Origin of the sequence: Chimaeribacter arupi, assembly GCF_002858805.1 — a bacterium.
Taxonomy (GTDB): Bacteria; Pseudomonadota; Gammaproteobacteria; order Enterobacterales; family Enterobacteriaceae; genus Chimaeribacter; species Chimaeribacter arupi.
Window position 1 is genome coordinate 144,428 of record NZ_PJZI01000004.1, and the last position, 20,668, is coordinate 165,095.

The following is a 20,668-nucleotide window of genomic DNA, read 5'->3' on the forward strand; positions in this document are numbered from 1 at the left end:
TTAAACCCCCAACTTCCATGACAGTGTGCGTAAAAGATCTGCAAAGACGCCGGCCGCCGTGACATCATTCCCGGCCCCGTAACCCCGCAGCACCAGCGGCAGCGGCTGGTAGTAACGGCTGTAGAACGCCAGGGCGTTTTCACCGTTCTTCACTTTAAACAATGGATCGTTGCCGTCAACGGCCGCGATTTTCACTTTGCAGCGCCCCTCTTCAATCACCCCGATATAACGCAGCACTTTCCCGGCGTCCCGCGCCTCCGCCACCCGGCGGGCGAACGCGTCGTCAAGCGTGGGCAGGCGTTGCAGGAAGGTGGCCACGTCACCCTGGCTGTCAAAGGTGGCGGGCAGCACCGGTTCCACCTCAATCTCATTCAGCTCCAGCGTATACCCGGCCTCACGCGCCAGGATCAGCAGCTTGCGCGCCACGTCCATGCCGGAGAGATCGTCACGCGGATCGGGTTCGGTATAGCCCATCTCTTTCGCCTGCAACGTGGCCGCCGAGAGTGACATGCCTTCATCCAGCTTGCCGAAGATAAAGGAGAGCGAACCGGAAAGAATACCGGAGAAGCGGGTAAGCTCATCGCCCGCATTCAGCAGGTTTTGCAGGTTTTCAATCACCGGCAGCCCCGCCCCGACGTTGGTGTCGTAGAGGAATTTGCGGCGGGAGCCTTGCGCGGCTTTGCGCAGCTGGTGGTAGTAATTCATCGACGAGGTGTTGGCCTTTTTGTTCGGCGTTACCACGTGGAACCCATCGGCCAGGAAATCGGCATACTGGTCCGCCACATCCTGGCTGGAGGTGCAGTCCACAATCACCGGGTTCAGCAGGTGATACTCTTTCACCAGGCGGATCAGGCGGCCCAGGTTGAAACTCTCCTGCGCGGCACCCAGCTCATCACGCCAGCTCTCCAGCGCAATGCCGTGCACGTTGGTCAGCATCGCCCGGGAGTTGGCAATGCCGCAGACCCGCAAATCGATGTGCTTTTGCTTCAGCCACGCCTGCTGGCGGTTGATCTGCTCGATCAAGGCACCGCCGACCCCGCCGACGCCAATTACAAACACCTCGATCACCTGATCGGTGTTGAACAGCATCTGGTGGCTGACACGCACGCCGGTGGTGGCGTCATCATTGTTGACCACCACGGAGATCGAGCGCTCAGAGGAGCCTTGCGCAATCGCCACAATATTGATGTTGGCCCGCGCCAGCGCTGAGAAGAATTTAGCCGAGATGCCGCGCAAGGTGCGCATCCCATCCCCCACCACAGAGATCACCGCCAGCCGCTCCATCACATCCAGCGGTTCCAGCAGGCCATCTTTCAGCTCCAGATAAAACTCCTCTTCCAGGGCGTAACGGGTGCGCGCCATATCGCTCTGCGGCACGCAGAAGCTGATGCTGTATTCCGACGAGGACTGGGTGATCAGCACCACGGAGATCCCGGCGCGGGACATCACGGCAAACACGCGCGCCGCCATGCCGACCATGCCTTTCATGCCCGGCCCGGAGACGTTGAACATCGCCATATTGTTCAGGTTGGTGATGCCTTTGACCGGGTTGGCCTCGTCATGGCTGTCACCCCCAATCAGCGTGCCCGGTGCCTGCGGGTTGGCGGTGTTTTTGATCAGGCACGGGATCTGGAACTGGGCAATCGGCGTGATGGTGCGCGGGTGCAGCACTTTGGCCCCAAAATAGGAGAGCTCCATCGCCTCCTGATAGGACATCGATTTCAGCAGGCGCGCATCCGGCACGGTGCGCGGGTCACAGGTGTAGACGCCGTCAACATCCGTCCAGATCTCACAGCAGTCGGCGCGCAAACAGGCCGCCAGCACCGCCGCAGAGTAGTCGGAACCATTGCGGCCCAGCACCACCAGTTCCCCCTTCTCATTGCCGGCGGTAAACCCGGCCATCAGGATGATATGGTCAGCGGGAATGGCCGCGGCAGAGATCCGCAGGGTGGACTCGGTGATGTCCACGGTCGATTCCAGATAGTGCCCCTGGGCCAGCAGCTTCTCGACCGGGTTGATCACCGTGACCGGGAAGCCTTTCGCGCGGAATACCGCCTCCATGATCGCGATGGAGAGTTTCTCACCCAGACAGATGATCGCGGCGTTGACGCTGTCGGGGCACTGCCCCAGCAGGGCGATGCCGTGCAGCTTCTGCTTAAGCTGGGCGATCTCCTGCTCCACAAACGCTTTCACCCCGGCCAGATCGAACCCCGGCTGCGCCTGTGCCAGCCCGGTGAGCAGCTCAGAGAAAATACGCTCGGCATCGCTGATATTCGGCTGGATGTCCTGCCCTGCGACCGTTTTTTCCACCATGGCCACCAGGTGGTTGGTGATCTTCGCCGGTGCAGAAAGGACGGTGGCGACTTGTCCCTGACGTGCGTTGCTTTCCATAATATCGGCCACGCGTAAAAAGCGCTCCGCATTCGCTACCGAGGTCCCGCCAAATTTCAGCACTCGCATTTCTGGTTTCTCCTGAATTTATGCCGAAAAAAAAGCCCGCACTGTGAGGTGCGGGCTTTTTTCTTGTTTTTTCCTGTACGCGTCAGCCCGCCCCGTTACCTGTGGTACCGGTGGTGGTAATAATTGTGGTGTTCAGGCTGATGTGTCGCATGGAGTCTGTCTGTCCGATTTATCTGTCCCCCTATTAGCTAAAGCAATCGCCCTTTCAAGTCAAATTATTTCTCCGGGCACCGGCGGAAAGCGCGAGGCAGCCCGCAAAGCGTTCTCACTGCAAAAGCCCGTGCGCTCCGGCATATCGCTTGATGCACGCAAGACGTGCAGACGATCCCACTGCCTGATCCACGCCGGGCAGGAGAATCCTCAGCGCTTAGTCAGCGAGTTTTTTTTCGATGTCATGCAACAAACGGTGCAACATCGCCGTGTCCCGCTGAGACACACTGCCCAGCCGCTGGTTGATCCAGGCCACCATTTTGTGGTCCTGCTCGCAGCCAAGTTGCGGCAACAGGCCCAGCGCCCGGCTGCGCAGCGCGGCCAATTGGCCCGGCTCGGCGGCCGGGGCCACCGCCTGCGCCTGCTGATGCAGGGCGGAAAGCTGGTAACAGTAGACCATCACCGCCTGCCCGAGGTTAAGGGACGGGTAATCGGCCTGCATCGGCACGCCGGTCAGCAGATCCGCCAGCGCCAGCTCCTCGTTGGTCAGCCCGGAATCCTCCCGGCCAAACACCAGCGCCGCATGGTGGATCCACTGCTGTTTTTCCTCCAGTTGTGCCTGGAGCTCCTGCGGGGTGCAGTAGTAGTGATAGTGTGAACGGCTGCGCGCCGTGGTGGCGATGGTCAGGTCGATACCGGCCAGCGCCGCCTCCAGGGTGGGATAGTGCCGGGCCTTCTCCAGGATGTCGGTGGAGCCGTGGGCGACCCAGCCGGCCTCCGGCTGCCGGTGGGTATCGCTGTCAACGATACGCAGTGACGAGAAGCCCATGGTCTTCATGGCGCGGGCCGCCGCGCCGACATTTTCCGGGCGGGCGGGCGAAACTAAAATAATATGCAGTTGCATAACAGGCTCAACAGGTCAAAAAAGAGAAACGTTCATTACTTTACCTTGTCGGTGGGATGCTGACCAGTTACGCTAATTTTACAGTGCATTAACATAAAAGCAGGGGCCATTTTCACCGGCTGATGTGCAGAATAATCCGCTTCATGATTAAAAAACTTTAAGTTATAACATTGCTTTATTTATACGGATGAAATTTTTATAAATCAAACGGATATAGTTTATCTTTTTCATAGATAATTAATATTAATTGCCACCATTAATCGTCATTAAAAGCGCAGGAATAATCGTTAAAGTGTGACTAAACCCGGCATTCTACGAAGTGTTTATCACCAATCTGTTAACGTGCTACAATTGAATTTGATATATGTCAACAAAGCGTAGTTTTGTTGGGTGGTAAATTCGATACACACTGTTATATTGCTGTTAATGGGGCTAGGATGTGCGCCTCTTTTGGTTCCCTGGCGCGGTTAGCGTATCTTCCCCAACCAGACTGGCGATGTTGTTGACGTTGATGGAAAGTGCATCAAGAACGAGTTTACGTACTTTAGTCGGGTAGTAAGGTGAGTTGACGGCCATTGCCGCATACAGCTCCATGAGAACAAAGACTTCTGTACTTCCTATTTTCTATTTGTTGGCAATTTTAGGTAGCAAACATGCAGACCCCGCAAATCCTGATCGTCGAAGACGAGTTGGTCACTCGTAATACGTTAAAGACCATTTTTGAGGCCGAAGGCTACCTGGTCTATGAGGCCAATGACGGTGCGGAGATGCACCAGATCCTGTCTGAAAATGACATCAACCTCGTTATCATGGATATCAACCTGCCGGGGAAAAACGGCTTGTTGCTAGCCCGTGAGCTTCGCGAACAGGCGAGTGTCGCCCTGATGTTCCTGACCGGCCGCGATAATGAAGTGGATAAGATCCTTGGCCTGGAAATCGGCGCGGATGATTACATCACCAAGCCGTTCAACCCACGCGAACTGACTATCCGCGCGCGTAACCTGCTCTCCCGCACCATGAACCTGGCGAGCACCGGTGAAGAACGTCGTCTGGTGGAGAGCTATCGTTTCAATGGCTGGGAGCTGGACATCAACAGCCGTTCCCTGATAAGCCCCCAGGGCGATCACTACAAGCTGCCGCGCAGTGAATTCCGCGCCATGCTGCACTTCTGTGAGAACCCCGGCAAAATTCAGACCCGTGGTGAATTGTTGAAAAAAATGACCGGGCGTGAGCTGAAACCGCACGACCGTACCGTGGATGTCACCATCCGCCGTATCCGCAAGCATTTTGAATCCACGCCGGATACCCCGGAAATCATCGCCACAATCCACGGCGAAGGTTACCGTTTCTGTGGTGACCTGGAAGAGTAAATCCCGGAAGCCTAAGGCTCTGCCGGAAACAAAAAAGCCAGCGTCTGCGCTGGCTTTTTTTATGGGTTATCGCCCGCTCCAGGGGATAATCGGCACCGCGCTCAGGGCATTTTTCGGTGAGCCGTCCACGACTTTGTCTGAATAGGTCAGGTAGATCAACGCATTGCGCTTTTCATCATAGAAACGCACTACCTGCAGCTTCTTGAAAATCAACGACGTCCGCTTCTGGAACACCACCACGCCTTTATCCTGCGTCTGTTTGACTTTGTCACTCAGCGTAATCGGGCCGACCTGCTGGCAGGAGATGGCCGCGTCTGAGGTGTCTTCAGCCAGCCCCAGCCCCCCCTTGATCCCGCCGGTTTTTGCCCGGCTGATATAACAGGTGACGTTATTGACGTCCGGATCATCAAAAGCCTCGACAACAATTTTGTGGTCCGGCCCGAACAGTTTAAACACGGTATCCACTTCGCCGACCTGTTCAGCCTGCGCCATCCCTGCACTGCCCAACAGCAGGCTGCAACATATTAACCAGCTTATTTTCATTTACTTACTCCCTTTTACCATAAAGTAACGCGGTCGGCTTACCACTGCCATCTCTGTACCGTGCTCACAAAAACAGATAATTCTCTACATTTTTACCCCGCAATAGCACGTGCGGGCAAAAAATTCTTCAGAAGTGTTAGTCTGAAAATATTGCTATCATGCGGCGTCAAATTTAGTTGCGCCAATCTTAGTTCAATGAGGACGATCTATGGATCAAGCCGGAATTATTCGCGATCTGCTTAGCTGGCTGGAAAGCCACCTTGATCAGCCGTTATCCCTTGATAATGTGGCAGCCAAAGCCGGGTATTCCAAATGGCATCTGCAACGTATGTTCAAGGATGTTACAGGGAATGCGATTGGTGCTTATATTCGTGCACGCCGTCTTTCGAAAGCCGCGGTCGCGCTTCGCCTGACCAGCCGCCCGATCCTGGATATCGCCCTGCAATACCGCTTTGATTCGCAGCAGACGTTTACGCGCGCGTTCAAAAAACAGTTTGCCCAGACACCGGCGCTCTACCGCCGAGCGGAGGACTGGCACTCTTATGGCATCTGCCCGCCGATCAGGCTCGATAACCAGCCACTGCCGGAACCGGAGTATGTCTCCTTGCCGGAGCAGCATCTGGTGGGCCTGACGCAAAGCTACACCTGCACCCTGGAGCAGCTTTCCCGGTTCCGCAGCGAATTGCGCTCGCAGTTCTGGGGCCAGTTCCTCGGCCAGGTTTCCACCCTGCCGCCGGTGCTGTACGGCCTGCACCACTCCCGCCCGAGCCAGGAAAAAGATGATGAGCAGGAGGTGTTCTACACCACTGCCCTGTTGCCGGAGCATGTGCCGGAGAGCGTGCAGGAGGGGCAGCCGGTGGTATTGCAGGGCGGCGAATACGCGATGTTCCGTTACGAGGGGCCGATCAGCGCCTTCCAGGACTTTATCCTGATGCTGTACAGCACCTGCCTGCCGCTGCTGAAAATGACCCGCCGCAAAGGCTACGACATTGAGCGCTTCTCTCCGAGAGGCGATCAGAGCACACGCCCTCCGAAAGAAGTGGCGTGTGACTACCTGATCCCGATCCGGCGTTAACGCTGGAGTTCATCCAGGGCGGGCAAGTCCAGATGCGAGACATCGCCCGCACTCTCCACAATCCAGCCGGGGGCCAGCCACGGGCTTTGCTGGTGGTCCACGCGGGAAATCGAGCAGTTGCGCAGCCGTAACCGGCGTTCCGCATAAGGCGGCAAGCCGATAATGGTGCCCAGCAGGCAGCCCAGCGCAATACCGTGGCTGACCACCAGCGGCACGCTGCCTGCCGGCAGTTCCAGCAGGCTGTTGAGCGCCTCATGCATCCGCGCGCCCAGCTCCGTCATGGATTCGCCCTGCGGGATGCGGCCATCCGGCGTGCCGTCCACCATCTGTTTGCGCCACGTCTCCTCTTCAGCCGTCAGGCTGTCGATTTCCCGTTCTTCCAGCACGCCCATATGCAGCTCGCGCAGGCGCGGTTCGAGGATTACCGGGCAGCCACAGGCATCGGCAATGATCTCTGCGGTACGGCGGGTGCGGCCCAGATCACTGGTGACCACATGGGTGATGCCGAGCGAGCGGGCGCGCTGCGCCACCTGGCGGGCCTGTAGCTCGCCCTTGGCGGTCAACGCGCTGTCTGACTGCCCCTGAATACGGCGCGCCGCATTCCATTCGGTTTCGCCGTGGCGAACAAGATATACCTGTAGCATGTGTGTTTTCCGTTATACTGCGTGAAATTTGCCAAAGAATGCTGAAATCTTTATGTATCACGTGGTCGTCGCAACAACCAATCCCGCCAAACTTGACGCTGTCCAACTGGCTTTTGAAGACATTTTCGGGGCAGGCACGTTCCGTATAGAAGGTGTCAACGTCGACAGCGGGGTGCCGTCCCAGCCAATGAGTAACCTGGAAACCCGCACCGGGGCGCGTCACCGGGTTATTTCAGCCCGCCAGGTGCGCCCGGAAGCGGATTTCTGGGTCGGGATTGAAGCCGGGATAGAAGAGGAGATGACTTTCGCGTGGATGGTGATCGAAAACATGCACCAACGCGGGGAGTCGCGCTCTGCCAGCCTGATGCTGCCGGAAACCATCCTGCAGGGGATCCGCCAGGGCAGTGAGCTCGGGGACGAAATGGCCAGGTTCAGCGGCATTGCCGATGTAAAACGCCGGGGCGGTGCCATCGGCTTGTTTACTGCCGGGGTGCTGAGCCGCACCCGCGTATACCATCAGGCGCTGGTGCTGGCATTGGCCCCGTTCCATAACGAGATCTACCAGCAACGCCGCCGCACGCACTGATCAGGCCGGGTCGTCGAGCAGTTGCTCGGTCAGCCACTGTTTGAGTTCAGGCGTGGCGCTTTTCAAACTGTTGGAGCCGCGGGTGATGGTCGCAATGCCGACCCCCAGCTCCCCTTTCAGCTCACGCTGGCTCAGTTCGCCCCGCATCAGCTCTTCAATAATCCGTAGCCGCGTGCCCAGCGAGGTGCGCTCGTCCGGGGTCAAAAACAGCTGCAACAGCTGCGGGTGCCGGTTTTCGGCAAACGCCTGCTGGAGCAGCGCGACAAAACGCAGCCAGTCTTCATTGCCTTGTTGGGAAAGAGCCGGATCGTTAAGGATTAATTGCGCCATAATCTGCTGCCATACTATTTAACTAGTACAGCAGCATACCATAACCCAGTAAAAATCAATAACGCCTCTGCCATTCTGCGTCGGTCAGCACTTTTGCCGGCCGGTGCATGAAATAGCGGTAGAACGCATCATATGATAACACGTTTTTAACATATCCTCGGGTTTCAGAGAAAGGAATACTTTCAATGAACGCCACCGCATCTGCCCGCCCGGCGCTGTTCTCCAGCCAGGTGGTGACCCGCCCCGGCCCGGCGTTGTACCCGGCAGAGGCGAGGATGCGGTTACGGCCCAGCATCTGGTAAACGTACTCCAGGTAGCTGGTGCCGATCAGGATATTGGTCTGTGGATCAAGCAACTGGCTGCTGTTGTAGTAGCCGGGAATGTTGCTCATTTTCACCGTATGCTCGGCGGTGCGCGGCATCACCTGCATCAGCCCGGCCGCCCCGACCGGCGACTGCGCTTTCGGGTTCCAGGCGCTCTCCTGGCGGGCGATCGCCATCGCATAGCTTGGCGTAATCCCCTTCCCTTCGGTGTTGGTGCGGAACTCTTTCACCCACGCCATCGGGAACCGCTCCTCCAGGTTATCCCAGAGTTTGCCGGTGATGGTGGCCTGAACGCTCAGATCCGCCCAGCCCTGATTAAAGGCGTAGCGCGCCAGTTGCCCCTGCTCGGTTTTATCACGGCTGGCGACCAGATAACTCCATTCGGTGCGCGCCAGGTTGTCCATGCCCCAGTACATCAGCTCACGCACCCGCGCGATGCCCGGCAACGCGGCGGTGCGGCTGTCCGGTGCGGCGGAAGGCGTCACGTTGATGGTGTAAGGGACATTGAGTTTCTGCGCCGCCACCATCGGGTAGAAGCCGCGCGCCTGCATCAGCGAGCGCAGGATCGCCTCACCTTCACTGCGGCGGCCCTGGTCGATCAGCACGGACGCGCGCCAGTAGCGCCACTCATCTTTCTGCTGCGCCTCTTCCGGCAAACGGTTCAGCCACACGGCCAGCCCCTGGCGGTCACCCGCGCCCAGCGCCATACGCACGCGGCGTTCCAGCAAGGCCGTGGCGTGCCCGCGCAGGATCACGTTGTCGCGCCAGGCGGCCTGTTCCGCAGTGACGTCATTGCCCATCAGCCGCCAGGCAATCGCCTCCTCCAGCGCCAGCTTTTCGCTGTCGCTCATTTTTTGCAGCCGGGCGATCACCGGCAACATGGAACGCGCATTTTCCGCATCCTCACGCGCCACGCGCTCAAACGCCACGGTCACGGCCTGGCGGGTGAAATCGGTCGGCCCCACGGTGCGGGCAAAACTCTCCACGCTGTCCGGCTGGTTTTGCAGCGTCGTCAGCGCGGTGGCCATCGTCTGGTAATCTTCCGGCAGTTGTTTCGCCAGGAAGTTGACCAGATTGGTGTTGCCCTCTTTCATCGCCAGGCCGATGCGCGCCAGGATGGTAATTGGCGTAACGTTGCCGGCCTGCTGCCAGACGGTGAACAGCTTATCGCAACTGCCCGGCAGCGAGTTGCCGGAGAGCCAGATAGCCTTCGCGCCATCCCAGGCCACCTGCTGCTGGCCGGTCGCCCATTTGGCATAGTAATAGTTGCAGCGGGCCGCCACCGGTTTCGGCGGCTGCGGGCTGAAGGCGAGCAGGCCGCGCCAGTCCTCACGCCGCGCCAGCTCATTAACGAAGCGCGACGCCAGTGACCGCGCGGGCGGCAGCGTCGGGTTTGCCTTGATAAAGGCCGACACCCGCATGGACACGGCCGTACCGAGATCCTCCGTCAGCTGGCGGTATTCAAGGTAGGGATAGAGCGGATAATCCTGCAACGTCGGCATCAGCTGATAGACGGTATCCATTTGCTTACTGTCCCAGGCCTGTTTGATCTGCTGATAGCGCTGCCGCTGGGCCTCCAGCGAATCGGCATGGGCGCTCCCGGCCAGCAATGCCAGCCACACCCCTACTGCCAGAACCCCTCTTTTGTCCACCTTGACCATACGTGCTCTTACCCTCGCTGTGTGTCGGCGAACAGGGGAATGCCCCCCGTTGCGCATATTCTCTGCCGGCCGTTTTGCCGTGCCGGCTAACCGTAACGCTAATCTATTCACCGCTAAAATTGAAGGTCGCGCCCGGTAAAGCCACAAAATTTACACGCGCCACACCGCCCTTTTTCGCCGGCCTGGTGCCTGCCGGGATGAAAAGAAAACAAAAAAGCCGGGCGAATAAGGCAGCCCGACGCGGTTTTTTATTAATCCAGATCAAAACGCGAAATGGCAGGTCATTTACCATCACGCCTCCAAATAATTTAGCAGTAACAAATTCACGGCATGATTAATTTAGATCCGGCGGCAGTTTACGTTTTATTAATGAAACGTTAATAAAAAGAGGCGCGTTATTTTCTTCTCTCTCCCTGACTGTTTACCCCTGGTTTATTCAGGCTTTTATTTTCGCTGTGTCGTCATGCCGTTATTCCCCTTTAATCCCACGATCAGGAGTACGACCTTATGGCGATCACCCCCTCTTCCCCGCCGGATAGCCACGCAAACCTTTCGCCCGCCTGGTACCAGTACCGCGCCGATGAAACCCTGGCACGCCTCCACAGCCGCGAAACCGGCCTCACTGCCCTGGAGGCGGAAGACCGGCTGGCGCGCTATGGCCGTAACAGCCTGCCCGCCGCGCCGCGCAAACCGGCCTGGCTGCGCTTCCTGCTGCATTTCAATGATGTCTTGATTTACATCCTGCTGGCGGCGGCCGTGGTCACCGGCGTGATGGGCCACTGGGTCGACACCGCCGTGATCCTGGCCGTGGCGGTGATTAACACCCTGATCGGCTACCTGCAGGAGAGCAGTGCCGAGCGCTCGTTGCAGGGCATCCGCGCCATGCTCTCCAGCCGGGCGCGGGTTATGCGGCAAGGCCGTGTCCAGGCGATCGAGGCAGATGAGCTGGTTCCAGGCGATATCGTTCAGCTCCGGCCGGGGGATAAAGTCCCGGCGGATCTGCGCCTGATAGCAGCCCATAATCTCCGGGCCGATGAAGCGATTCTGACTGGTGAATCGATTACCGCCGAGAAAACCTGCACGCCGATTCAGGGCGAAAGGGGCATCGGCGACCGCAGCAATATGCTGTTCTCCGGCACGATGGTCAGCGCCGGCAGCGCCGCCGGGGTGGTGGTGGCCACCGGGCAGGCCACCGAGCTCGGCCGGATCAACCAGATGATGGGTGAGGCGAAAGCCCAGCGCACGCCCCTGCTGCAACAGATGGATCGCCTCGGCAAAGGCATTCTGGGGCTTATCCTGCTGATGATGGCCTTCCTGTTTCTCTTTGCCTTTATCCTGCGGGATATGCCGCTGGGCGAGCTGCTGCTGGCGCTGATCAGCCTGGCCGTGGCGTCGGTGCCGGAAGGGTTACCGGCGATCATCTCGATTATCCTGTCGCTCGGCGTACAGGCGATGGCACGCAACCATGCCATTATCCGCAAGTTACCCACGGTAGAGACGCTGGGGGCAATGACGGTGGTCTGTTCCGACAAAACCGGCACCCTGACCCGCAACGAGATGACGGTCAACGCAGTGATCCTGGCCGACAGCCAATGGCGCGTCAGCGGTGACAGCTATGCACCGCAAGGCGAGATTGTGCATGAAACCTCCGGCCGCCCGGCCAGCCTCACGCAGGACACCGCACTCTCTGCCTTTCTTACCGCCGCCCATCTCTGTAACGACAGCCAGTTGGCGCAGGATCCGGCCGGAGACTGGTCAATCACCGGCGGGCCGACCGAAGGGGCGATGAAAGTGCTGGCCGCCAAAGCGGGGGTCACCCACGCCACCGCACGGCTGGTGGATAAGATCCCGTTTGATTCCGCTTATAAATACATGGCGACTCACCACCAGTTGGGTGATGAGCACCGGATCTTCCTGACTGGCGCGCCGGATGTGCTGTTCTCCCTGTGCGAATACCAGCTCACCGACGCAGGCGTGGTGCCGTTTGAGCGCGAATTCTGGGCGCGGGAGATGGCGCGTTATGCCCGCCAGGGGCTGCGGATGCTCGCCGCCGCCAGCAAACCGGCCACGCCGGACGCGGCCCCGCTCGATCACGCTGACCTGCATCAGGGCATGGTCTTCCTCGGTATCGCCGGCATGATGGACCCGCCGCGGCCCGAGGCGGTGGATGCCATCGCCACCTGCCGCCAGGCGGGGATCCGCGTCAAAATGATCACCGGCGATCACCCGGAGACCGCGATGGCGATCGGCGCCATGCTGGGGATCGGGGACGGCACCACGGCGATCACCGGGGCGGAGCTGGAAACGATGAGTGACGAGGCACTGGCCGGCGCGGCCCAGCGTTACGACATCTTCGCCCGGACCAGCCCGGCCCATAAACTGCGGCTGGTGCGCGCCCTGCAACAGCGCGGGGAAGTGGTCGGCATGACCGGGGACGGCGTGAACGATGCCCCGGCCCTGAAACAGGCTGACGTCGGCATCGCGATGGGCATCAAGGGCACCGAAGTCACGCAGGAAGCGGCAGATATGGTGCTCACCGATGATAACTTTGCCACCCTGGCCCAGGCAGTGAAAGCGGGCCGCCGGGTCTATGACAACCTCCGCAAGACCATCCTGTTTATCATGCCGACCAACCTGGCGCAGGGCTTGCTGATCGTGATCGCCATTCTGGCCGGGGCGTTGATCCCACTGACGCCGATCCAGATCCTGTGGATGAACATGGCGACCTCCGTCACCCTTTCGTTCGGGCTGGCGTTTGAACCGGCGGAACCCGATCTGATGCAGCGCCGCCCACGGGATCCGCGACGGCATGTGATCGACCAGCACGGGATCTGGCGCATCGGCTTTGTCGGCACGTTGATCGCCTGCGCGGCCTTCCTGCTGGAAGCCTGGCTGCAACCACGCGGTTATGCGCCTGAGTTCATCCGTACCGTGCTGTTGCAGATGCTGGTCACCGCCCAGTGGGCCTACATGCTCAACTGCCGCACCCTGCAAGGCTTTGCCCTTAACCGGAAGGTGTTTGCCAACCGCGCGCTGTGGGTGGTGTCCGGCATTCTGCTGCTGCTGCAACTGGCCATCCTGTACTTGCCGTTTATGAACACCCTGTTCGGCACCGTGCCGCTGCCGCCCACCTGGTGGGGCGTCACGCTGCTGGCCGGCGTGGGGATCTTCCTGATCGTCGAGCTGGAGAAGTGGTTGCTCGGGCGCATCAAAAAACCCGTATCACCGGCGGCTGAACCCACCGGCGATCGTTCATAACGTCTCAATCTGGCGTCAGGTTGTCTCAATCCTGGCCTGCCCGCTTTACAGTGCCGCAGGCCTGCCCTATTACTGCTCGCATGGCCGGTTGCGCACACCTGCCTGCCTTTTATCGTGGATGGATAACCCTGGCGCGTTTTCACCGCCCCTGACATTACATGGAAATACTATGTCTGCCATTATTGTAGATCCGTGCCATTTTACCCGGCTGGCGCTCTCCACCACCCTGCTTGATATGGGCCTGGACACACACGAGATGCTGGCAATAAGAACTCTCTCCGCCCTGCGGGAGAATATCGGCCTGATGATGCCGCATGCCGTGTTTATTAATGAACTCTGTTTCTGCCGCAGCCCGGCGGGTACCGCGCAGTTCCGGCAAATTATTGATAATTACCCCGGCACCCAGTTTGTGATTTTAATTGACTATGAGCAGGCAAATTACCGGGAGTTTGTTCCACTCCGCCGCAATATTGTGATCCTGTCCAAATCGGCCCGGCCGCACACCCTTTACCCGCTGCTGCGCCAGTGTCTGCCGGCGGTTGCCACGCCGGACGACGAAGATGAGATCGACCTTACCCCGTTATTGCTGAGCCGCTCAGAATCCCAGGTGCTGAACATGTGGATGGCGGGCCAGCCGACCCCGGTGATTTCCCGGCAGCTGAACATCCAGCAAAAAACCGTGTCGCTGTATAAAGGCAATATCCGGCGCAAAGTCGGCTGCATGAATAATCAGGTGATCCACCACGTTGCGCGGCTGGCCGGGCAACTTACCAGCGGCATCCAGGTCACCCGCCGTTAAGCACCGGTAAAAAGCCCAATGTTGTGCGTTGCCCGGCATTCGCCGCGCGTTTAGCGGCGGTAAGCGGCAACCATCCACGCTATACTGGGTGGTCAATGCGTTCGGCTGTTATCGCGCCCGGAAACGGGCTACACTCCGCAGCCGAACTCCAATACCCGGTCTGATAAAGAGGCTCAATTCAACGTGGCTCAATACGTCTATACCATGCATCGCGTCGGCAAAGTGGTTCCGCCGAAGCGTCATATCCTGAAAAACATCTCCCTCAGCTTCTTCCCCGGCGCCAAAATTGGTGTGCTGGGCCTGAACGGTGCCGGTAAATCGACCCTGCTGCGCATTATGGCGGGCATCGATAAAGACATCGAAGGCGAAGCGCGCCCGCAGCCCGGCATCAAAATCGGCTACCTGCCGCAGGAGCCGCAGCTGAACCTGGAGCAGACCGTCCGCGAATCCATCGAGGAAGCGGTGGCCGAGGTGAAAAACGCCCTGACCCGTCTGGACGAAGTCTACGCAGCGTACGCCGATCCGGACGCCGACTTCGACAAGCTGGCAAAACAGCAAGGCGAGCTGGAAGCGATTATCCAGTCCCATGATGGCCACAACCTCGACAACCAGCTTGAGCGCGCCGCCGATGCGCTGCGCCTGCCGGCGTGGGATGCCAAAATCAGCAACCTTTCCGGGGGTGAGCGCCGCCGTGTGGCAATCTGCCGCCTGCTGCTGGAAAAACCGGACATGCTGCTGCTCGACGAACCAACCAACCACCTGGACGCCGAGTCCGTGGCCTGGCTGGAGCGCTTCCTGCACGATTACGAAGGCACCGTGGTGGCGATCACCCACGACCGTTACTTCCTCGACAACGTGGCCGGCTGGATCCTGGAGCTGGACCGCGGCGAAGGCATCCCGTGGGAAGGCAACTACTCCTCCTGGCTGGAGCAGAAAGATCAGCGTCTGGCGCAGGAAGCCTCGGCAGAAGCCGCCCGCCGCAAATCCATTGAGAAAGAGCTGGAGTGGGTGCGTCAGGGGGCCAAGGGCCGCCAGTCCAAAGGCAAGGCGCGTCTGGCCCGCTTTGAGGAGCTCAACAGCGTTGAGTACCAGAAGCGTAACGAAACCAGCGAGCTGTTCATTCCGCCTGGCCCACGCCTCGGTGACAAAGTGCTGGAAGTTGAGCACCTCAGCAAATCCTATGGCGATCGCGTCCTGATTGATGACCTGAGCTTCTCGCTGCCGAAAGGGGCGATTGTCGGCATCATCGGCCCGAACGGCGCCGGTAAATCCACCCTGTTCCGGATGCTCTCCAACCAGGAACAGCCGGACAACGGCACCATCACCCTGGGTGAGACGGTACAACTGGCGTCTGTTGACCAGTTCCGTGACAACATGGACGGCTCAAAAACCGTGTGGGAAGAGGTGTCCAATGGTCAGGACATCATGCGTATCGGCAACTTTGAGATGCCGAGCCGCGCCTATGTCGGCCGTTTCAACTTCAAAGGGGTGGATCAGGGCAAACGCGTCGGTGAACTCTCCGGCGGTGAGCGCGGCCGTCTGCACCTGGCGAAGCTGTTGCAGGTAGGCGGCAACATGCTGCTGCTCGACGAACCGACCAACGACCTGGACATCGAAACCCTGCGCGCGCTGGAAAACGCCCTGCTGGAGTTCCCTGGCTGCGCGATGGTTATCTCGCACGACCGCTGGTTCCTGGACCGTATCGCCACCCACATCATCGACTACCAGGATGAAGGCAAGGTGGAATTCTTCGAAGGTAACTTTACCGAATACGAAGAGTACAAGAAGCGTACCCTGGGTGCCGAAGCCCTGGAGCCGAAACGCATCAAGTACAAGAAGATCGCCAAGTAAGCGCCCTTCTCCGCTGATAAAAAAGCCCGCAATGCGGGCTTTTTTTATGCGGCCCGGTCAGCGCGGCATCCCCAGCAATTGCTGGATCAACTCGACGCAGCGCAGGAAGCGCTGGTCATAATCTGCGGAGTCAACGTGCTCAAATTCCACGTTATTCTCGTTGAGCATCTGCACCAGCAACTGCTGGAAGCTCTGCCGGTCGACTGAACTGCCCAGGCTGCGCAGGCCGTCCGCCACCCACGGCGTGTTGTTCTCCAGCAGGATCACCAGATCAAACCGGTACTCATCAATCAACGCCTGCACAAACGGGTGTTCCCGCCCCTCATACTTTTTGCAGAACGCCTGCGTAGTGACGAAATCGGTGTCGATGATCGCCACTTTGTTGGCATATTTCACCGCGAAATCGATGTATTGCGCCTGGCCCAGCGCGATCTTGTCGTAGTCGGAATATTGCAGCGCCATCTCGTCACCGCCCAAGTGGGAGAAGACGTAATCGCGGCCATACTCCCAGGCGCTGGTGGTGTTAAAGATGTTGGCGAGCTTGTTGACCAGCGTCGATTTACCGCTCGATTCCCCACCGAGGATCGCCACGGTGCGCACAAAGAACGGCTTCACTTCTGTCGGGATGTAGTCCCAGTAGCGGAACGGGTTCTGGCGGATCTGCGTGCCGCTGATGCTCATAAAGGAGCGCTGCGGGTCAATCAGCACCGTATCAATGCCGAGGTGCTCACGGTATTGCGGCGCGTCCTGCGCTTCGCTGGTGTAGATGGTGTTTGGTTCGATGCCCTGCGCCGACATAAACGCCTTGATGCCGCGGCTCCAGACATCCCAGCCGTGCGGGTACGGCTCCACGCCCTCTTCATTAAAGGCATGGATACGGATGTTTTTCTGGTATTTGAAGGTTTGCAGCAGCCAGCGCAGGCGGTCACTCACCGTGGGCTGCTGGGACATCGAGCTGTTTTCAAACAGCTGGCGATCGCGCGGCTCGTCAAAGCCCATCACGATATGCAGTTCATCCACCTGGCTACAGGCGCGCTGGATCAGGTAGATATGGCCGGTGTGCAGCGGGTAAAATTTACCAAACACCACGCCAATCTTTTTCTCGCGGTGCGGATACTCCAGCCCCAGGAAGTGATGCAGCGCCTGTAACTTCTGCGCGCTGGGGCTTTTTATCTTGTCATTAAGGAGTTGGCTTAAATAGCCTTTGGTCATTCCGCTGGCGTCCGCCACCTGCTGAAGGGTGCATCCCTTATGCTTTATGGCCGCCTTCAGGTAATCAAACTGCGACATCGCCGATCCTCTTGTTCAGGGCATTAAACCACCCTATCACAACCACGGCGACGTTGAAGCGCCGGCGTTACAATTCGTCGAGGATCGACAGCGCATCCGCCAGTTTTTTCACCCCGAACACCTGCATGTTGGGCGGCAATTTTTTCGGCACGTTGGCGTGCGGCACAATGGCGCGCTTGAAGCCGTGTTTGGCTGCTTCCGACACGCGCTCCTGCCCGCTCGGCACCGGGCGGATTTCGCCGGACAGCCCCACTTCGCCAAACACCACCAGATCCTGCGGCAGCGGCCGGTCACGCAGGCTGGAGACCAGCGCCAGCAGCAGCGAGAGGTCAGCGCTGGTTTCGGTGACTTTCACCCCGCCGACCACGTTGACGAACACATCCTGATCGGACATCTGCAACCCGCCGTGCCGGTGCAGCACCGCCAGCAGAATCGCCAGCCGGTTCTGCTCCAGCCCCACCGCCACGCGGCGCGGGTTCGCCATCATTGAGTGGTCCACCAGCGCCTGGATCTCCACCAGCAACGGGCGGGTGCCTTCCCAGATCACCACCACCGCACTGCCGGACATGATCTCATCGCCGCGGCTGAGGAAGATGGCGGACGGGTTACTCACCTCGCGCAGGCCCTGCTCCGTCATGGCGAACACGCCCAGCTCGTTCACCGCACCGAAACGGTTTTTGTGGCTGCGCAAGGTACGGAAGCGGGAATCGGCGTCGCCGTCCAGCAGCACCGAACAGTCGATGCAGTGCTCCAGCACCTTCGGCCCGGCCAGTGAACCATCTTTGGTGACGTGGCCCACCATGATGATCGCCACCCCGCGGGTTTTGGCGAAGCGCGTCAGGTAGGCGGCGGTTTCCCGCACCTGCGCCACGCTGCCGGGCGAGGACTGGATCTCCGCCATGTGCATCACCTGGATGGAGTCGATCACCATCAGTTTCGGCTGCTCCTGCTCAGCAATCAGGCAGATCTGCTCGATGCTGGTTTCAGAAAGCATATTGAGGTTGGCGGTCGGCAGGCCGAGGCGGTGGGCGCGCATCGCCACCTGCTGGAGGGATTCCTCACCGGTGACGTAGAGCGTTTTCATGTTTTCTGAGAGTTTGCACAGCGTCTGCAGCAGCAGGGTACTTTTACCGGCACCGGGGCTGCCGCCGATCAGGATGGCGCTGCCCGGCACTACGCCGCCGCCCAGCACGCGGTCAAACTCTTTGAACCCGGTGGAGAAGCGCGGCAACTCTTCCAGGCTGATGTCGGAGAGCTTCTGCACTTTGCTGATGCCGGCATCACCGGCATAGCCGCTGAAGCGCTCGGTGCGCGCCGACGAGGAAGATGAGGCAGCCACGCGCACTTCCGTAATGGTATTCCAGGCGTGACAGGCACTGCACTGCCCCTGCCAGCGCGGGTAATCCGCACCACATTCATTACAGACAAACGCACGTTTTGGAGCTTTAGCCACAGCTTACCTCATCGTTTTGCAGCGCCGGGGCGCCCTGACAACCGGCACGTTTTGCGCCGGACAAGGCCCGATTATACCCCGTTAACTGTATAAATAACCAGTCTTTAAATGCCGTCGCGGAAGCTGCCGCTCAATACGCACAGCACGCCGGTGAGATCCGCATGGCGGATGCTGACGCGCGCCTGCGCATAGACTTTTGGCTTGGCATGGTACGCCAGCCCCAGCCCGGCGGCTTCAATCATCAGCAGGTCGTTGGCACCGTCACCGATGGCGACGGTTTGGGACGGTGGGATCTCCAGCTTTTCCGCCAGCGCAGTCAGCGTGTCGGCTTTGTATTGGGCATCCACAATCGGCCCCAGCACATTGCCGGTCAGCTTGCCGTCACGCAGTTCCAGCTCGTTGGCCACAATTGCCGTCAGGCCGAGGGTATCCCGCAGGTGTTCAGCAAAGTAGGTGAACCCGCCGGAGGCGATCGCCACATGCCAGCCAAAGCCCTGCATACGGGCCACCAGCTCAGTCAGCCCCGGCATCAGCGGCAGGCGGTCACGCACGGTTTTCAGGATGTTGGCATCGGCATCTTTCAGCGTGCCGACGCGCTGGCGCAGGCTGGCGGTGAAATCCAGCTCGCCGCGCATCGCCCGTTCGGTGACCTCGGCCACCTGCTCGCCCACGCCCGCCAGTTTGGCAATCTCATCGATACACTCAATTTCAATGGCGGTGGAGTCCATGTCCATCACCAGCAGGCCCGGCACCCGCAGGTCCGGCAGTTTGCCGAGCGGCGCGACGTCCAGCTGGTAGCGGTCTGCCAATGCGGCGATTTCCGGCGTCAGGGTACCGGCAATGCGGGCCACACAGTTGTGCCCGATGCACCAGGCGCTGACAATCACCAGCGCGTTGCCCAGTTCACGCTGGAAACGGGTCACGGTCTGCTTATCCAGCGTGGTGCCGTACAGCAGCCAACCGGTCTGGCCAGCGCGATAGTCAAGCGGCATCACTTCATCACCGCTTAATGAAAGGGGGAGCCCCGGCCATTGATCAATCTCCGCCGGAAGATCGCAATAGGTCAGACTGGTAGACATCGTTAACTCCTGTAGGGGTGCAGAGGGGTCATGATAAACTGGGTGATAGTGCCGATGCATTCATTATGCAAAACGATCAGGCATGGATTTAACTGATAAAGCGGAAAGCAGGCAGCCCACAGGGCACGGCGAACGTGGCTCTCGTTAAAACGCCGCATCAAGCTATCCTATCGCCCTTGCTTCTGGCAACATGAAACTGATGAAATCCCCCTGAAGGAAATGGCATGGCCCGAGCCAAATTTACGTTCCGCCTGCACCGCACGGTTATCGTGCTGATTTGCCTGGCATTGCTGGTGGGGCTGATGCAGGGTGCCTCCTACTTCAGCCTGAGCCACCAGATGGCGCGCTCAGAGCAGACGGAGGAGCTGGCGCAGACGCTGGCGCGGCAGGTGGCCTATTCATTGGCACCCCTGATGGATAACGACAATGACAACGTGGACAGCGACAAGATCAACGCGCTGCTCACCCGCCTGACGGATGACAACAGCCGCATTCTGGATGCCGCCGTGTACCAGCTTGACGGCGCACTGGTGGCCCATGCCGGTGAGACGGTGCCGGTGCGTGACCGGCTGGCGCTGGACGGCAAGCGCGCCGGCAGCTATTTCAACCACCAGATTGTGGAGCCGGTGGGCGACCGCGCCGACCCGAGCGGCTTTTTGCGCATCACGCTGGACACCCACGTGCTGGCCACCGAATCGAAGCAGGTGGATAACACCACCAACCTGCTGCGCCTGATGATGCTGCTGGCCCTGGCGATCGGCATCATCCTGGCCCGCACCCTGTTGCAGCACCGCCGCAGCCGCTGGCAGCAGTCCCCTTTCCTGCTCACCGCCAGCACCCCGCTGAAAGAGAAGGACGACCCGGCAGAAGACGCCCCGCCGGGGAAATAGCC

18 protein-coding genes and 1 other annotated feature are annotated in these 20,668 nt (G+C 59.5%); of the genes, 7 read left to right on the plus strand and 11 right to left on the minus strand.

Annotation, left to right across the window (positions count from 1 at the left end; all coding sequences use genetic code 11):
• The 3 genes from thrA to CYR52_RS04180 all read right to left on the minus strand — a co-directional run bounded on the left by thrA (position 1) and on the right by CYR52_RS04180 (position 3,514).
• Positions 1–2,460: a bifunctional aspartate kinase/homoserine dehydrogenase I gene (gene thrA / locus CYR52_RS04170; RefSeq protein WP_072928661.1), complete on the minus strand. Its 2,460-nt coding sequence runs from the start codon at positions 2,458–2,460 to the stop codon at positions 1–3.
• 25 nt (positions 2,461–2,485) lie between these two features.
• Positions 2,486–2,604: a sequence feature (Thr leader region), on the minus strand.
• The gene (gene thrL, locus CYR52_RS04175; protein WP_072929064.1) at positions 2,543–2,611 is read right to left on the minus strand and encodes a thr operon leader peptide; all 69 of its coding nucleotides are present in this window, start codon (positions 2,609–2,611) and stop codon (positions 2,543–2,545) included. (Overlaps the previous feature by 62 nt.)
• Before the next feature lie 216 nt (positions 2,612–2,827).
• Entirely contained in the window at positions 2,828–3,514 is a 687-nt protein-coding gene (locus CYR52_RS04180) for a tRNA/rRNA methyltransferase (protein ID WP_101828009.1), read from the minus strand.
• A gap of 653 nt (positions 3,515–4,167) precedes the next feature.
• Between CYR52_RS04180 and arcA the strand changes: the two genes are divergently transcribed.
• Positions 4,168–4,884 (plus strand): two-component system response regulator ArcA, encoded by a 717-nt coding sequence (arcA, locus tag CYR52_RS04185; RefSeq protein ID WP_072928659.1) that lies wholly within the window; start codon positions 4,168–4,170, stop codon positions 4,882–4,884.
• Between the two features lie 66 nt (positions 4,885–4,950).
• On the opposite strand, the gene creA is transcribed toward arcA, so the two are convergent.
• Positions 4,951–5,427 carry a protein CreA gene (gene creA, locus CYR52_RS04190; protein ID WP_072928658.1) on the minus strand — a complete coding sequence of 159 codons (477 nt, stop codon included), beginning with the start codon at positions 5,425–5,427 and terminating at the stop codon, positions 4,951–4,953.
• Positions 5,428–5,635: 208 nt separating this feature from the next.
• Between creA and robA the strand changes: the two genes are divergently transcribed.
• Complete coding sequence (robA, locus tag CYR52_RS04195) at positions 5,636–6,502, plus strand: MDR efflux pump AcrAB transcriptional activator RobA (protein WP_072928657.1); 867 nt, start codon at positions 5,636–5,638, stop codon at positions 6,500–6,502.
• Here robA and gpmB read toward each other — a convergent pair.
• The gene (gene gpmB / locus CYR52_RS04200; RefSeq protein WP_072928656.1) at positions 6,499–7,146 is read right to left on the minus strand and encodes a 2,3-diphosphoglycerate-dependent phosphoglycerate mutase GpmB; all 648 of its coding nucleotides are present in this window, start codon (positions 7,144–7,146) and stop codon (positions 6,499–6,501) included. The two genes, robA and gpmB, sit on opposite strands and share 4 nt — an antisense overlap.
• Before the next feature lie 52 nt (positions 7,147–7,198).
• Here gpmB and yjjX point away from each other — a divergent pair, with 52 nt between their 5' ends.
• Positions 7,199–7,732 (plus strand): inosine/xanthosine triphosphatase, encoded by a 534-nt coding sequence (yjjX, locus tag CYR52_RS04205; protein ID WP_072928655.1) that lies wholly within the window; start codon positions 7,199–7,201, stop codon positions 7,730–7,732.
• Here yjjX and trpR read toward each other — a convergent pair whose 3' ends face one another.
• From trpR to CYR52_RS04220, 3 genes are all read right to left on the minus strand, one after another.
• Positions 7,733–8,062: a trp operon repressor gene (gene trpR / locus CYR52_RS04210; protein WP_072928654.1), complete on the minus strand. Its 330-nt coding sequence runs from the start codon at positions 8,060–8,062 to the stop codon at positions 7,733–7,735. It abuts the gene before it with no gap.
• Positions 8,063–8,117: 55 nt separating this feature from the next.
• Complete coding sequence (sltY, locus tag CYR52_RS04215; RefSeq protein ID WP_072928653.1) at positions 8,118–10,046, minus strand: murein transglycosylase; 1,929 nt, start codon at positions 10,044–10,046, stop codon at positions 8,118–8,120.
• Positions 10,047–10,149: 103 nt separating this feature from the next.
• Entirely contained in the window at positions 10,150–10,338 is a 189-nt protein-coding gene (locus CYR52_RS04220; protein ID WP_101828010.1) for a hypothetical protein, read from the minus strand.
• Between the two features lie 215 nt (positions 10,339–10,553).
• On the opposite strand from CYR52_RS04220, the gene CYR52_RS04225 reads away from it, so the two are divergent.
• The 3 genes from CYR52_RS04225 (at position 10,554) to ettA (ending at position 15,954) form a co-directional block, all read left to right on the plus strand.
• A complete protein-coding gene (locus CYR52_RS04225) occupies positions 10,554–13,304 on the plus strand; it encodes a cation-transporting P-type ATPase (protein ID WP_101828011.1) in 2,751 nt (916 codons plus the stop codon).
• Between the two features lie 169 nt (positions 13,305–13,473).
• Positions 13,474–14,103: a transcriptional regulator RcsA gene (rcsA, locus tag CYR52_RS04230; protein ID WP_072928651.1), complete on the plus strand. Its 630-nt coding sequence runs from the start codon at positions 13,474–13,476 to the stop codon at positions 14,101–14,103.
• 183 nt (positions 14,104–14,286) lie between these two features.
• On the plus strand, positions 14,287–15,954 hold the full coding sequence (gene ettA, locus CYR52_RS04235) for an energy-dependent translational throttle protein EttA (RefSeq protein WP_072928650.1): 1,668 nt from the start codon (positions 14,287–14,289) through the stop codon (positions 15,952–15,954).
• A 57-nt stretch (positions 15,955–16,011) separates the two neighbouring features.
• Here the strand turns inward: ettA and nadR are convergent, their stop codons facing one another.
• The 3 genes from nadR to serB form a co-directional block, all read right to left on the minus strand.
• Positions 16,012–17,244, minus strand: a complete 1,233-nt coding sequence (gene nadR / locus CYR52_RS04240; RefSeq protein ID WP_072928649.1) for a multifunctional transcriptional regulator/nicotinamide-nucleotide adenylyltransferase/ribosylnicotinamide kinase NadR — start codon at positions 17,242–17,244, stop codon at positions 16,012–16,014.
• 67 nt (positions 17,245–17,311) lie between these two features.
• The gene (radA, locus tag CYR52_RS04245) at positions 17,312–18,697 is read right to left on the minus strand and encodes a DNA repair protein RadA (protein ID WP_072928648.1); all 1,386 of its coding nucleotides are present in this window, start codon (positions 18,695–18,697) and stop codon (positions 17,312–17,314) included.
• A 104-nt stretch (positions 18,698–18,801) separates the two neighbouring features.
• On the minus strand, positions 18,802–19,776 hold the full coding sequence (gene serB, locus CYR52_RS04250; RefSeq protein ID WP_072928647.1) for a phosphoserine phosphatase: 975 nt from the start codon (positions 19,774–19,776) through the stop codon (positions 18,802–18,804).
• A 224-nt stretch (positions 19,777–20,000) separates the two neighbouring features.
• On the opposite strand from serB, the gene CYR52_RS04255 reads away from it, so the two are divergent.
• The gene (locus CYR52_RS04255) at positions 20,001–20,666 is read left to right on the plus strand and encodes a YtjB family periplasmic protein (RefSeq protein ID WP_072928646.1); all 666 of its coding nucleotides are present in this window, start codon (positions 20,001–20,003) and stop codon (positions 20,664–20,666) included.
• Positions 20,667–20,668: the final 2 nt, after the last annotated feature.